We start from the raw sequence: 14,351 nt of genomic DNA, 5'->3' as shown, positions 1-14,351 counted from the left end.
CAACTCCTTCTTCCATCGATGACTTCCCCACAGAAAGCCACATCGAGCGAGGTCAGGCATCGGACAGGAACGGTTCCACGACGCCGAGGAACTCGGCGGTCTTCTCGATCATGGTCCAGTGGCCGCAGTTGCCGAGCACGTGCAGCCGGACGTCAGGAAGAAGTTCCAGCAACGCCCCCGAGGATTCCTTCCACGGCACCACCCGGTCGTCTCGCCCGTGAATCATGAGGGTCGGCTGCGCCACCCGGGTCAACTCGGCACCGGACAGGGCCAGGTCGTCGACCCAGCGTTGGCGCGGTTCGGGAAACATCGCTTCCCACGATTTCGCGACGGCGGGCTCGACACTTGCCCCGTATCGCATTTCGACCAGCTGATCGGTGATCAGCCCCCGGTCGTAGGCGAACAGCCCGATGATCTCGCGCATGTTCTCGATTCCTGGCCGGTAGTTCCAGACGGTGTCGAGCCCTTGTGGTAGCGCCATCGCGACACCCATCGAGCCCATGAGGACGAGCCGACGAACGGCCTGCGGACGCTCGGCCGCGAGTGACAAGGCGATTGCCCCGCCCATCGAGTTGCCGATGATGTCGTAGGTCTCGATGCCGAGTTCGTCCATGAGCGCGAGTGCGTGCCGGGTCCACGCCTGTCGGCCCCACGTGCGCGCCTCACCGGTGGCTGTGCCACCGAAGCCCAACTGATCGGGGGCGATGACGCGCCGGCTCTGCGACAGGGACGGCAGCACGGGACGCCAGTTGGCCGCGGCGCTCACGCCGGGACCGGATCCGTGCAGGAGCAGCACCGGCGGCTGCGCGCTCTCGCCTGCCGGCTCCCCGGTGTCGATGACAGCGGTGCGCACCCCATCGACTTCGCGTATCGATGCGGTCGGATGATCGCTGGTGATCACGGCCACTTGCTAACTCCTCGTCGGGGCGGGTCGGGTTCCGGCCATCGAGGCCGCGTGCTGCGTGGAGACCCGCTTGACCGGACCCAGCCACATGTCGATCGAGCCGGGTTCATCCGGATCGAACGTGCGCGGTCGCCAAGCCGCGTCGTCCTCGATGCGACGCACCCCGAACGAGTATTCGTAGGTGAAGCCTTCGGGACCGAGAAAGTAGAGGAACACCGCTGTCGACTGCGGGTGGCGACCAGGGCCCATTTCGATCTGGACTTCGCGTTCCCGCAGGAAGTGCCAGGAACGGAAGACGTCGTCGATGGACTCCACCTGAAAGTTCATGTGGCACAGACCAGCGCTCTCGCCCTGGAATACGGCGAGCTTGTGGTGGACGGGATCGATCCGCATCAGGCACGCGGCGTCGCCGATCCAATCCGACACGCGGGCGTTGAAGTGCCCGTTCCAGAACCGGTAGGCCTCGTGCACATCCGGTGCGTCGAGGCAGAGGTGCCCGAACTCCGTGATGCCTGCCGGCCGAGCGAAAGCGACGGGGCGGGTGATCGTCTCCTGTTGGCTGACCAGCTCGATGCGATTGCCGAAGGGATCGTCGAAGCCGATGAACTCGGCCACGCGTCGCGAGCGAGCCTCTTGCCTCGACCCGCGCCGCACGGCGAAACCGGCGTGCTCGAGTTCGTTCTCGGCAGCCTCCAGCGCATCCGTGTCGGCGACGGTGAACCCGGAGGCCAGAACCCCCGACACCCCCTCGACCAAAGCCAGACAGTGGTGGCGGGAGTCGGCGCGAAGGTGTGCGACCCCTGGTTCGGTCTCACCGGCGAGTTCGAGACCGACGATGCGGGTCGCGAAGTCGACGGCGGTCCTGAGATCGGCGACTCCTGACCGCACATAGGCGATGTCGGTCAGCGTGATCATGGGTGTTCTCTCCTGTGGAAACTTGCCGAACGCACGGTGTCAGGAGTCGATCGCGTCCGGGATGAGGTTCTTCACCAGGCCCGGCTGCAGATAGCCGGTCTCCCCGTACCGAGCTACCAGCGCCGCGTTGTCGGCCAGCAGTTTCTCGATCGGTTCGGTGAGGTCGATCGCTGCCAGGAATGGCTGGCGGGCGGGCAGTCCGGTCTGCCAGTACACCTCGCAACGGTTGCCCTCGGGATCGAAGAAATAGATGCCGAACGCGTTGCCGTGCGTCACGATCATGTCGAAGTCGACATCGTGCTCGATGAATCTGCGGTGGAACTCGATCAACTCGGTCAGATGATTGACCCGGAACGAGACCTGCTGAATCAGTTTGGTGTTCTCGTCGGCGCGCGCCACGGTCCGGCCTTCGACGAGCTGGAACTCGTGGTGTTCGAAGTTCGGCCGGGCACTGAAGAACCGCATGCCCAGATTCAGGTCCTCGTCGGTGACCGTCAGTCCGAGGACGTCGCGGTAGAACGCTGTACTGGCTTCCAGGTCATCGCAGAAAACTCCGAAATGACCGAGTTCAGCGATCGGCATAGTGAATCTTCCTTCCCGTGGTGGCGGCCGGGTCATGTGCTGGTCGATCGAGTGCTCCTGGAACGGCCCGGCCGAGGAGTCCGCAGGTGGCGTCACTCCTGTTCGCTACGCGTCCGACCGTAATGTGTATGCACTTTTACTGTCAAGGCTCTTCCGGATGTTGCTGTCGCACGGAAATTGCATACAGTTATGCGATGAGTTTGTTGCCTCCCGCCACCGATCGCGACGCCCCCGACCCCTCACTGCTCCTGGGCCGGGACTACTGGATGGTGACCTCCACCCCTTCGGCCGGGACGACCTCCGAGGACATCGCCGCCCTCGCCCCCGCGCACATAGCCTGGCTGCTGGACCTCGAGGAACGCGGCGTCGTCTTCCTGTCGGGCCCCCTCGTCAGCGGCCCCGGCACCGGTCCGGGATCGGGCGTCACGGTCTTGCGCGCCTCCGACGAAGCCGACGCAACCGCCATCGCGTCAGCGGATCCGTTCGTCACGGCGGGTCTGCGCAGCTTCGTCGTTCATCGGTGGCGCCTCAACGAGGGCAGCGTTTCGATGCGCCTGTCACTCGGCCGCGGCACCTACGAATGGCATTGAGCGGGGACCCCTTCGAGCTCGCATCTCGTCGCACTCCCACCGCCTTCAGGCATAGAACCGTTGACGAGCGCATTTCCTGATGTCATAGTGTATACACTCTGCTGACAATGGTCGATCAGGTATCAAGGTGTGGCAGATCTCCACCGTCCGCACTGGTCATCGGCGACGACCGCCATCGACAGCAACGGCAAAACCCGGTTGAAGGAACTCCAGTGGGACGCTTGGACGAACGCGTCGAATTCACCTCCGGCGCAGCTCATGGTCAGGGACTCCGCCACGCGGTTCACCTTGCCGAAGAAACCGCACCGACCTCCATCGCGCCTCGGTATGAGGTGCGACGATGACCGCCACGGTCTTCTGCTCCCGAGCCGAACCACTCCGGCCGCGCGACGACGGCGATCCGGAGGAAGAAAAAGCACCGTTGCTCGGGCCTGATCAGTTATTGGCGGCGATCGCTGGTCACCTTACGCAAGGATCATCGCTGATCGAGTGGGCTAGGGAGTTGGGCGATCTGCACGCGGCACTGATCCCAGTGCGCCTGAATCGAACGCGTCTTCCCGCCGAATTCGATGAAGCCCGCGTCCACATCGACATTGCCGAGATCGTCAGCGAGATCGATTCGTGGGCGTTCGTCCATGTTCCGAGAGCCCCCGGAGCGCGCAGGCACACCCATTCCCTGGGAGAGGTGATCAGCCATATCGCAAAGATCTATGCCAACGCGTGGTGGACGGTGCTACACGTCGATGACAACGACGTGCGGCACGAGGCATGGTTTCATCTCGGTGAGGTCTGCGAAGGCTACGCGCAGCTGATTCACGACGTCCAGGCCTCTGGGATCCGATTCCCGCTAGGATGGCGGGGCATCCGACACGCGCCGCCGACCTGACAGGTGCTTCCGCGAGGTCGGCTGAGCCCGGCTAGCGGCGCAAATTGCGGTCGAACAGGGCCAGCAGTTCGCGGTAGTGCCGTTCATCGGCCTCGGGATCGTGTGCGGAGGTATCGGCCTGGGTGTAGCCGTGTTGGGCACCCTCGTAGACCTCGGTGCGGTGGCGGACACCGGCGGCATCCAGCGCCTTGTCGAACAGGGCGATATGTTCCGGAGTCATGTGGTGATCCTCGCCCGCGTGGGCGAAATACAGTTCCGCCGTGATGTTTCCGAGGGTGAGATGCGGACTGTCCGGGGTGTCGGTCACCAGCGGTCCGCCGTGGAATCCTGCCACCGCCGCAACCCGATCGGGGAACATGGCGGCGGTCAGCACCGCCAGCCGCGCACCCATGCAGTAACCCGTGACGCCGACCTTTCCCGCTATGACCTGCGGCGACGCTGCCAGCCACTCGAGATATGCGCCGACATCCGAACGCAGGAGCTCCGGGGTCAGCTCGCGGATCATCGGGAAGACCTGTTGGAAGATCTCCGGCCGCTCCCCCGGGTCGATGAAGTCCGGCAGCTCGATCACAGGCGCACGCCCGTGCCGGTAATAGGCGTTCGGCAGCAGAACGGTGTAGCCATGGGCGGCAATATGATCGGCCAGTGATCGCAGGCTGGGCCGCAGTCCGAAACCGTCCTGAATCACGAGCACTCCCGGATGGGCGGCGCCATCGTCGGGGTAGGCGACATACGAGTCAGCGACACCGTCGGATGTCCGGACGTCGACCGACATACCGTTCACTGCGGTCACCCTCGAATCCTCCTGCCATGCCAGCCTTTCGAACATACCCCATTCAAGATCAGCCGATTCGACTCGACTACCGGTCGTCGGAGTATCGAGCCGAGACAGGGGCGGGAGCGGTCGAGCCCGACGCGAACCCGATCATCGACGACTGGGTCAACCTTCTCGTCGACCGCACCGCACACGACCGGGACAACCGGCCGATCATGCTGTGCGGCCTCAGCGCAGGCGGCATGCTCGTCTATCACGTCGACACCAAGCCCCAGGGCGGTCTCAGCGGCACCAGCCAGCACATCCGGCAGGTCCGTAACGGGATGCAGTCGCCGATTTCATCTTCAACAACAGTCCGTCCAGGCTCATGCATTGTCTGCATATTTGCAGAAGACGTGTTTATTTCTGCGCCATAAAGCGATCACGACGCCGAGGATCCGCAGATTTGCGCAATAGTCGACCGAAACCGGAGAGCATGCTTCCACTTGGATGGATCGACCTGAGGGGCGTTCGGTAGTCGAATGCATCGGTTGGGCCCGGGAGAGCCGCCGCAGGACGTGCATCGGATGCGAAATTGTACCGACATACCACAGTGCGACCCGTCCCCTAGCAGGTCAAACCGGACGACACAGGTGAGTGGCGCCGAGTGTGCCGTCGGCTCGACTCACGCCGAACAGAATGGAAGCGCACCGCGAGATCGACTCCGCCGCACGTTGATACGCGGGGTGTCGAGAAATCGATTCGATTTGATCATCGACTTCACCGGGGGATGAAGATCAATTTGTGTTACCTCGGCAAAATATTCAGTTAGCCAACTATTAACGGTGATGATTACCACAGCAATAGAAGTGGATTTGTAGATTTCTTTTTCTTAACGTTGCTGGTGCGCCCGTGATGGCGTCGTTATCCCACTGTGAAAGGAAGCTCCGTAGATGTTCTCTCGTAAGGCCCTTCTCGCCGCCAGCACCGTCTCCGCCGCTGCCCTGTTCTTCGGCCCGGTCGCGGTGGCCTCCGCCGCCCACTCCGCCGCCGGCACCGGTTCCGCGGGCCTGGCCTCGGGTTCGGCCGACGGTGGCTCGTCCACTGGTTCGGCCGGCTCGTCCTCCGGTTCCGCCATGCTGGACTCCGGCAGCTCGGCCCTCGACGGGGGCACCTCCGCCGTCGTCAACGTCATCGATGCGATCACCGGCATCCGGGACCTGACCCAGCCCAAGCCCGCCTCCTGATCCGGTCTCGGTAGGTCACCGCATCGTCCGTCTGCCCCTTCGGGGCCGGACTTCCCTGCGCCGCTCCGCTCCACCCCGCGGCCCGCACTACAGCGGTGAATTTGCTACAGCTGAACTAGTCGATTCGCCGCATCGAAGCAGATGCGGCGGTGGACCCCAAGATTCCGTTTGCCCGCTAGGGAGACAGCTCCCAGTGCTGCGAGCGCTGAGCTTCCTTGAACACAGGTTCGTGCCGCCCGGCGAAGTCGCCGGACGGCACGAACTTTTTTCGGGCCACCCACCGAATGAAGTTCAGCAGGCTACGTCCCCCTGGGCGGCCTTGTCGAACGACACATGCACATGGTCGTAGTGATTGGCGGTCGGGCTCCCGCGGTCTTCCAGATAGGACCAACCGCTGCCATCGTTGTACCGCTGCCGCCAGATCACGTAGGTCACACCGAAACGCTGCTGATTGGCCAGCACGTATTCGGCGATCGCGTCGCCCCGCGCGGAATCGGGTGTCATGAGATCGAGTGCCAAGCCTGCGCCGTGGTCGCCGTCGCTACGGCCGATGGCGCCGCCGATGTCGGCGACGGCGAACGTCTTCTTGAGTAGGTTGCCCACCTGCGCCACGTGCGGCCGCGTGCCTGCGAGTTCGGTCGAGCACGGTACAGGGGGAGGCGGTGGTGGCAGGTGCTGCGCAGCCTCCCTGGCCGACGGTGGTGGTTGCTCGGCCGCGGACGCCGCCGCTGTCGGCCGAGTGATCGACGGCACGCTGGTCGGCGGCGCGACGGCGGCCGACGGCGGCGAATCGGCCGCTGCGGCATGCCGAGCCTCCAGGCCCGGTCGCGATACCGCCCACAACACGACGGCGAGGGCTGCGGCGATGCCGCATACGGCCAGGGCACTGAGCTTCCGGGCTGCGGTCCGTTTACGGTGTTGACCAGGCATGATGTCGGCTACCGATTACAGTCGAGAATAGGTCACCGATACATTACGAAATGGTCGCGAAAATGTCACGCCGAGCGGGCGAAAGGTGCTCGGGTCCGCTGACAGGATCGAGTCCGAGTGTCCTGCTGTGCAGCGGAACGAGCTGACCAGGCCAGAAGCCGGTAGATAGCGCTGTAATGGTTCAGCTGAGGTGAGAAGTCAGTCGGGTCGACTGTCGGCTACCGCAGAAGATTGCGGGCCGGCGAGTCGGCCGACGGCGTGGAGGTGGCTCAGCGCTTGGCGGTAGGAGTCCAGGACGCTGGTCTCGCAGTAGGGCACCTCGAGTTCGACGCAGAACTGTTCGACCATCGGCTTGGCCCGGCGCAGGTTGGGCCGCGGCATGGACGGGAACAGGTGGTGCTCGATCTGGTAATTCAGTCCGCCGAAGGCGGCGTCGACGACTCGGCCGCCGCGGACATTGCGGGACGTGAGCACCTGCCGACGCAGAAAGTCTGCCGACTCGCCTTCGGCCAGTACCTCCATCCCCTTGTGGTTGGGCGCGAAAGTGCAGCCCATATAGAACCCGAACAGGCCCTGGTGCACAGCGATGAAGACGACCGCTTTACCCGGCGACAAGACCAGGAAGACCGCGGCGAGATACCCGGCGGCATGCGCGGCCAGCAGCGCGGCCTCCCAGACGCGGTTGGGTATCGCCCAGCGCAGCACCGCCCGGACACTCGCATAGTGCAGACTGCCGGCCTCGAGCAACAACATCGGAAAGAACAGCCAGGCTTGATAGCGGAAAATCAACCGCCGGATGCCTTTGCCGGTCCGTGCTCGATCGCCGGAATGGGCCAGCACCCCCATCACGTCCGGATCCGAACCCTCGGTGTTGGGGTGAGCGTGGTGGCGGTTGTGATTACTGACCCACCAGCCGATGCTCACCCCGATGCCGAGATTGCCCGCGATCACACCGAACAAGTAGTTGGCCTGCCGACCGGCGAAGATCTGTCGGTGCCCGGCATCATGACCGAGGAACGCGAACTGCGCGAATACCACTGCCAAGAAAGCGGCAACCACCAGCTGCCACCACGAGTCGCCGACCATGACGAACGCCGCCCACCCGGCAGCGAACGCCACCGCGGTGACCGCACTCTTCCAGACGTAATACCGCAACCGCCGATCCAGTAGCCCGGCTTGGCGCACTCGACGCAGCAACACCGCATACTCGCTGCCACGCGCCGGTCGGTTTTCCTTGGTCTCGGCGGTCGGCGACGAAGCAACCGGCGCTGCTTGCTGTCCGTCCGGATCGATCGGGTCATAGTCCGCGAGCGCGGTTGTCGTGACGGAGGATGTCGGCATCGCCCGACCGGTAGAACCTTCGAGAACCACGGATTGCCTGCACATCCTGTTGTCACTGTTGGTTTCCGGGCTCGGACCGTTGTCCTTCCATACCCGGCGTCGACGACAGCAGGCTATCGGAAGTCAGCGCGGAAGACTCGCCTGGCTCGGGAACAGAGTCGCGCGAGGAGACCACCGCGAGGTGAACGGATGTGCCGATCGACGACACATCCGCGTGACGATCGGGTTGCACAGACATCGGCGAGCGCGAGACATATGTCCGTCGCGCTGCTCGGCCGGTTGCCGACCAATATCTCGGCTGTGCGAGTTACCGAGCGTCGGTCGCAGTCAGCACGCGGGCGTCGGCGGTGCCATCCAGCCGCGCGCCGGCCTGAGGATAGGTCGGGTACTCGATGCCCGAGATGTACTGCACCGTCCGCACCACCTGGCACGAGTAGCCGAATTCGTTGTCGTACCAGACATAGAGAATCGCGGTGTCACCCTCGACAATCGTGGCATTGGCATCGATGATCGACGCTGCGCGCGATCCGATGAAATCGCTGGAAACCACATCCGTGGCGGCGGTGTAATCGAGGTTTCGGCTCAACGGCCCGGCGAGCGAAACCCCGCGCAAGTAAGCGAGCACATCGCTCTTCGTCGTCTCCCGCTGAAGCTGCAGGTTCAGAATCGCGACCGAAACGTCGGGGGTGGGAACACGAATCGAGTTGCCGGTGATCTTGGCCTTGAAATCCGGCATAGCCTTCGCGACCGCGGACGCGGCACCCGTTTCGGTGAGCACGAGATTGAACGGCGCGGAACGACCGCGCCGGTCCGCCTTGTGATAGTTGTCCAGCAAGTTCTGGTCGTTGGTGAACGAATGAACCGTCTCCACGTGCCCGCGGATGATGCCGTACTCGTCGTCCATGGCCTTGAGCGGCGGAACGATCGCGTTGGTCGTGCACGAGGCGCACGAGAAGATTTGCTGCGACAGGTCCAGGCCGCGATGGTTCACGCCGTGCACGATATTCGGGATGTCGCCCTTACCGGGCGCGGTGAGAACGACTTTCGCGATGCCGGGGCGCAGATGCTGCGACAGCCCGTCCCGATCACGCCACCTGCCCGTGTTGTCGATCAGGATCGCGTTCGTTATCCCGTACTCGGTGTAGTCGATCGTCGTCGGATCATCGCTGTAGATGAACTTGATCGTGTTCCCGTTCGCGGTGATCGTGTCGTTGCCGGTATCGACCTTGATCGTGCCGTTGAATGCGCCGTGCACCGAATCCCTGCGAAGCAGCGACGCTCGCTTGCTCAGATCGTCGTCGCCTCCCTTGCGCACCACCACGGCACGCAGGTTCAGCCCGTGGCCGGATCCGGCCTTCTCGATGAGCAGGCGAGCGACCAGGCGACCGATGCGGCCGAAGCCATAGAGGACGACATCCCTCGGGCCCGGGGACAGAGCCTTGTTGCCGTTGGTCACCTCGGCCAGCACCGCCGCGGTGAACTCGCGGATCGACAGTCCGCGATCGTCGGCGCGATAGGTCATGACCAACTGACCGAGATCGATCTTGCAGGGCCCGAGATCCAGTTCACTGAGCACTCGCAGGAAGGGAAGAGTCTCGTCCACCGACAACTCCTCGCCTTCGATCTGCCGCGCGAAGCGGTGCGTCCGCAGGATGCTGATCACCGACTTGTTCACCAGCGACCGGCTGTGCAGCAGGATCGTCACGCCCTTGCCCCGATACAACGTGCCGATGATGGGAATCATTGCCTCGGCGGCGGCTTCCTGGGCGTTCCAGCGGTCGAGTTGTTCGGTAGTCAACGTAGGTCCTCGGATCTCCTCGATTTACACGCGTGTCGATGCTAATCAGGGCCCCGATTTCACCGAGGCCGGATCCCCCCTCGTGAGATCGCCAGGTGGCGACCCCGAACGAGCACCATCGTCCGAGCGGCGGGCGGCCTATCCGATATCGACTACTCGGGCCCATGCGGGAGGCGCGACCGGAACGTAATCGGGGTCGTTTTCGCGCCACGAAGCGGCGTGCTGCCGACGGAACAGCCCTACCACCGTCCGGCACGGTGGCCGTGTGGTCGGCCAGGGTGTCTGGCCGTCGGTCAGCACCACGAGGACATCCGGGCGGGGGTGGGCTCGTATCGCCTTGGCGATGCCCGTGCGCAGGTCAGTGCCGCCGCCGCCCACCAGTGGTATCCGCTCGGCACGGCACAAGGGATGCACGATCCTCGCCGCCGCGTCGCACGGCAGCACGGTGACCAGGTCGCGGCGGCCGCCCACGGCACGGGCGATGGCGGCCACCTCGAGCAGCGCGCTGCCCAGTTCCGTATCACTGACCGACCCCGAGGTGTCGATGAGCACCGAGACCCGAGGCGGCGTTCGCCGCAGACTCGGCAGCACTACGCCGGGCACCCCCGCCGAGCGCCGTGCCGGCCGGCCATAGGTGTAGTCCGCACCCGCACCGGCGACGCAGACCGCGGAGCGGAGAGCCGCTCCCAGCAGATCCCGCCATGGTTGCGGCGGATGGAACGCCTCTTCCGCCCAGCGCCGCCACCCTTTCGAGGCGTTCCCCGGACGGCCGATGATGCCCTGCGCCACCCGGAATCGGACGGCGTCTCGTTCGTGTTCGCTGAGTCCGTCCGCACCGTCGGGCCCGAGTTCCCATTCGCGTTCCAATCCGTCTGCGCCGCTGCCGCAGTCGAGCCACGCTATGCCCTGCGTAGTGGGTCCGAGCCGGAACTTGCGCAGGTAGTCCTCCATGAGCTCCCCCTCGGGCAACCCCAACGACTCGGGCGTGACAGCGTCATCGGGGCGGGTCAGCCCGTCGCCGAATGCGTCGTCGTTGATTTCGCAGTCCGCGGCGATGTTCATCCGCAGTCGTTCCGCCGGGCCGGTCAAGTCGTGTTGCCGGGCGAAGCGGTCACTGCGACCGTGATGGTCGCGCAGCAGATGCGACACCTCGTGCACCCACACCCCGGCCAGATCCGCTACCGAAGTCCGGTCCACGAACGCAGGCGACACGTAGCAGCGCCAGTGCCGGTCGACACCCATCGTCGGTACTCGGCGCGATTCGACGACGCACAGCGCGAACAGAGCGGTCGCCAAGTAGGGCCGGACCCTGGCGGCGTGCAATCGGGCGGCGAAGAGCTTGTCGCGGTCCAGCGGCCGCAGCGCGTTCGCGGTCATCGGCCTGCCTTCGCCGCGACACGGCCCGCTGCCCGATCCGCTTCCGTGGACACCGATACCACGCCGGCGAGTTCCTCGATGGCCGCGGGCACGTCCCAGTCGTCCTGGCGCAGCGTGGCGAGAGTGGTTGCGGGAACGACGATCAGATCCGGCGCCCCGGTTTCCGAAGCCTTGACCAGAAGCGCCCATGCCGCATCCCAGCGGGATTTCTCCGGCCGTTTGCGGACCGCAGCCACAACGCCGTCGAGCACAGCCTGCCGCAGATCCCCCCGCTCGGGCAGGACGGCTCCCGCCGGGTCGGCGAGCAGTACTTCCGGGTCCGGGAGGTCCATCCGGTCCAAGCTCGCCAGCAGCTCGAAGCCCGGCCCGTCGCCAACAGTGCCTCGGACCAGCTGGGAAAGCACATCCCGGGATGAACCGGCCGCGGTGGCGAAGGCGATCAGCCGCAATGTCATCTCCCAGCTTCGAGGCGACGGCCAGGGACCGCCTCGGCGGGTTTCGGTGCTGGGGAGTTGATGCACGAGAGCGGGACGAGCCGCCAGGAGCGCACACACCGCTCGGCGCGCGAAAGCCACAGCCTCGCCCAATTTTTCGGAGGCCAGCCGCGGTAGTGTCGCGTGGGGCCAGGTCCCGCCGAGGCCGCGAACGACCACATCGTGATCGTGGGTCCATTGCAGATGCACGAACCGGTTGGCCAGCGGCGGGCTGAGTTCCCAGCCATCGGCCGCCGAGGATCGCGGATTGGCCGCGGCGACGATCCGAACACCGGGCGGCAGTTGCACGGTGCCGATCCGCCGCTCCAGGACCAGACGGAGCAGGGCGGCTTGCACGGCAGGCGGGGCGGTGGACAGTTCGTCCAGAAACAGCAGTCCGCGCCCGGTCCGGACGAGCCGTACGGCCCAATCCGGCGGAGCCATCGGGACTCCGTGTTCCGCGGGATCGTCCCCGATGATGGGCAGGCCCGAAAAGTCCGACGGCTCATGGACACTCGCGATCACCGTGGTCAGCGGAAGGTCCAGGTCGGCGGCGAGCTGGGTCAGGGCCGCGGTCTTCCCGATCCCTGGTTCACCCCATAGGAGAACCGGTAGGTCGGCGGCCACGGCCAGCGCCAAGGCCTCCAGTTGGTTATCGGGGCGCGGTTCGGTGGTTACCTCGCGGAGCAGACTCAGCAACTCGTCGGCCACATCGAGTTGGGCGGGGCGGGCCGGATCGGCGGACGTACGGACAGCAGTAAGCATGTGTGATCACCTGAAGGGGTTGCGTTGTCGAGTGGATGTGCGGCGAGGTCGACGGGTCAGCGCGAGGTCGCGTTGCGTGGGTGCGCGCGGCGGTCGCGTGGACGGCGCACCGGAGGAACGCGCCCGATCCCTGGCTCGGACAGGCCCGCCTTGAACAGTCCGTAGGTAATTCGTTGTCGCGCCGACGTTTCCAGTTCGTCGCGCAGAGCACCGTCGCGCAGTACCGCGTCGGGACCGAGCAGTCCCGCTACGATGGCCAGCGCGCCGGCGGTGTCGCCATGGTCCAAACGCTCACGGACACCGACCAGACAGTCCGGATGACGGTGCGCCTCATCGATGGCCTGCAGGCAAGGCAGTGGAGTGCCGGTCAGGGCGACCAGCAGTTCCTCCCGCCGGATCTCGGCCTGGTTATGGTCCAGCGCGGCCAGGAACCCGTCGACCAGCCCGATCCTGTGCTGTTCTCCCCTGCACTGCACCAGGCGCGGTTGACCTGCCCGGTCCGGGACGCGGGGCGCATCGTTCGGTGAGTAGTCGGGTACCAGTGCCGATGCGACCAGCGGGTGCAGCCGATCGGCCGCTATCGCGCCGGCACGAAGCAGTTCCAGATCGGGCAGCACCCAGGTCGCCGCGTCGGGCAGGACGGGCAGCGCGGAGACGCCGCCAACCGGGTATCTCGACGCGATCCGCACCATGGGCGGCCCAGAACCGTTGCCGTCCAAGTCCAGAACCAACCGTTGCCTGGCCCCGAGCCGCACCACGAAAGTACCGCTACGCCGTCCCTCGGCGTGGCGCAGCATCTCCGCCTCGGCCGCCCAGCGGTCGACGGCGCAGCGGCGGACCTGCGGCACCGCGGCGAGCAGTTCGGCGGCCGGCATCGCGCAAGTATCCGCGTGCCGCTCGGCCCCGGACCGTGTGCGCAGCTCGCCCACTCTGCGCGCGTCCCACAAATGGCGATGGAGATCCAGGCGAAAACGCCGATGTGGGCGAGGATGCGGATGGAGCCTGGCGCCGGTTCCGGCGGCGGATCCGTCCCACAGCGCGAGACTGATCCGCTGACCGGCGTCCGCCCAAGCCGGCGCGGTCCGAACGACAAGGTGCATGGGGCGTGCGCCGCCGCGCTGGTCCGGTGCCGTGTCGTACCGCGCCAAGGCGATGGTCAGACCCGGCCGCAACAACCCGTCCGGAGCGACTCTCGGCAGATGCCAGCGCAACAGGTCAGGAGCCAGATGGCGGAGATCGGCCCGGATTCGAGCCGCGAGTTCGTGCCCGTGGCTACGCGCCACCGACCGCACAGTGAAATCGACATCGAAGCCTGCCGCGGCACACGCGCCCGCCCAGTCCCCCACGCGACGGCGGGCGGTAGCAGTCTCGATCATGGAGGGCGGCACGGCGAATTCACGCACACGCAGCCAGAAGGAAAGGCGGGAGTCGTCCTCGTTCGCGATGTGAGTGAGCATCAGCACTCACCTTGTGCGAACGGAACCCCCAATCTTTGAACAGATGGAGTCATCATCGCGTTGATCATAACCTCCCGAACCGCCACCGGCCAGCCGAAGGGGCTCGGCGGCAGCTTCGCCGAACCGCTTCCACCCCCACAAGCACCCGCCAGACCGGTTGGTGCAGTTGATGATCAGCTATTTTCCGGTGATACATCGACGCCACATCCCCCTGCGGCATCGCCCGGGGACGACTGCACCAGCAGATCCAGTCGCCCCGGATGCGCCACTCGAGCCGTACGGCAACCGCCTACCGAATGAATCGGCGAATGTGATTCGGGAACGGGAGGTTT

14 protein-coding genes are annotated in these 14,351 nt (G+C 65.4%); 4 read left to right on the top strand and 10 right to left on the bottom strand.

The features are described from left to right. Positions 1-52: 52 nt before the first annotated feature. Genes ACL03I_RS08505 through ACL03I_RS08495 form a run of 3 tightly spaced genes read right to left on the bottom strand, consistent with a single transcriptional unit; the run spans position 53 to position 2,401 of the window. A complete protein-coding gene (locus ACL03I_RS08505; protein ID WP_412805590.1) occupies positions 53-907 on the bottom strand; it encodes an alpha/beta fold hydrolase in 855 nt (284 codons plus the stop codon). Positions 908-910: 3 nt separating this feature from the next. After that, positions 911-1,819: a VOC family protein gene (locus tag ACL03I_RS08500; protein WP_412805589.1), complete on the bottom strand. Its 909-nt coding sequence runs from the start codon at positions 1,817-1,819 to the stop codon at positions 911-913. A 39-nt stretch (positions 1,820-1,858) separates the two neighbouring features. Further along, positions 1,859-2,401 carry a VOC family protein gene (locus ACL03I_RS08495; protein WP_364426121.1) on the bottom strand — a complete coding sequence of 181 codons (543 nt, stop codon included), beginning with the start codon at positions 2,399-2,401 and terminating at the stop codon, positions 1,859-1,861. A 194-nt stretch (positions 2,402-2,595) separates the two neighbouring features. Between ACL03I_RS08495 and ACL03I_RS08490 the strand changes: the two genes are divergently transcribed. Beyond that, on the top strand, positions 2,596-2,991 hold the full coding sequence (locus ACL03I_RS08490; protein ID WP_412805588.1) for a YciI family protein: 396 nt from the start codon (positions 2,596-2,598) through the stop codon (positions 2,989-2,991). 340 nt (positions 2,992-3,331) lie between these two features. Next, positions 3,332-3,877, top strand: coding sequence for a hypothetical protein (locus ACL03I_RS08485; RefSeq protein ID WP_412805587.1), 546 nt, complete (start codon positions 3,332-3,334; stop codon positions 3,875-3,877). A gap of 31 nt (positions 3,878-3,908) precedes the next feature. On the opposite strand, the gene ACL03I_RS08480 is transcribed toward ACL03I_RS08485, so the two are convergent. Beyond that, positions 3,909-4,670, bottom strand: a complete 762-nt coding sequence (locus ACL03I_RS08480) for a dienelactone hydrolase family protein (RefSeq protein WP_412805586.1) — start codon at positions 4,668-4,670, stop codon at positions 3,909-3,911. A gap of 17 nt (positions 4,671-4,687) precedes the next feature. Between ACL03I_RS08480 and ACL03I_RS08475 the strand changes: the two genes are divergently transcribed. Both ACL03I_RS08475 and ACL03I_RS08470 read left to right on the top strand, forming a co-directional pair. Further along, the gene (locus tag ACL03I_RS08475; protein WP_412805585.1) at positions 4,688-5,068 is read left to right on the top strand and encodes a hypothetical protein; all 381 of its coding nucleotides are present in this window, start codon (positions 4,688-4,690) and stop codon (positions 5,066-5,068) included. 516 nt (positions 5,069-5,584) lie between these two features. Then, complete coding sequence (locus ACL03I_RS08470) at positions 5,585-5,878, top strand: hypothetical protein (RefSeq protein ID WP_355073792.1); 294 nt, start codon at positions 5,585-5,587, stop codon at positions 5,876-5,878. 291 nt (positions 5,879-6,169) lie between these two features. On the opposite strand, the gene ACL03I_RS08465 is transcribed toward ACL03I_RS08470, so the two are convergent. The 6 genes from ACL03I_RS08465 to ACL03I_RS08440 all read right to left on the bottom strand — a co-directional run bounded on the left by ACL03I_RS08465 (position 6,170) and on the right by ACL03I_RS08440 (position 14,019). Continuing rightward, positions 6,170-6,808, bottom strand: coding sequence for a hypothetical protein (locus ACL03I_RS08465; RefSeq protein WP_364426132.1), 639 nt, complete (start codon positions 6,806-6,808; stop codon positions 6,170-6,172). A gap of 198 nt (positions 6,809-7,006) precedes the next feature. Then, a complete protein-coding gene (locus ACL03I_RS08460; protein ID WP_412805584.1) occupies positions 7,007-8,149 on the bottom strand; it encodes a fatty acid desaturase family protein in 1,143 nt (380 codons plus the stop codon). 307 nt (positions 8,150-8,456) lie between these two features. Then, a complete protein-coding gene (locus ACL03I_RS08455; protein WP_412805583.1) occupies positions 8,457-9,947 on the bottom strand; it encodes a glyceraldehyde-3-phosphate dehydrogenase in 1,491 nt (496 codons plus the stop codon). A 138-nt stretch (positions 9,948-10,085) separates the two neighbouring features. Then, entirely contained in the window at positions 10,086-11,324 is a 1,239-nt protein-coding gene (locus tag ACL03I_RS08450) for a vWA domain-containing protein (protein WP_412805582.1), read from the bottom strand. Next, positions 11,321-12,562, bottom strand: coding sequence for an AAA family ATPase (locus ACL03I_RS08445; protein ID WP_412805581.1), 1,242 nt, complete (start codon positions 12,560-12,562; stop codon positions 11,321-11,323). The genes ACL03I_RS08450 and ACL03I_RS08445 overlap by 4 nt, the downstream gene beginning before the upstream one ends. A gap of 56 nt (positions 12,563-12,618) precedes the next feature. Continuing rightward, positions 12,619-14,019, bottom strand: coding sequence for a hypothetical protein (locus ACL03I_RS08440; RefSeq protein WP_412805580.1), 1,401 nt, complete (start codon positions 14,017-14,019; stop codon positions 12,619-12,621). Positions 14,020-14,351 lie beyond the last annotated feature (332 nt).

The organism is Nocardia sichangensis, assembly GCF_047200615.1.
Classification (GTDB): Bacteria; Actinomycetota; Actinomycetes; order Mycobacteriales; family Mycobacteriaceae; genus Nocardia; species Nocardia sichangensis.
This window is presented reverse-complemented; position numbering and strand designations above follow the sequence as displayed.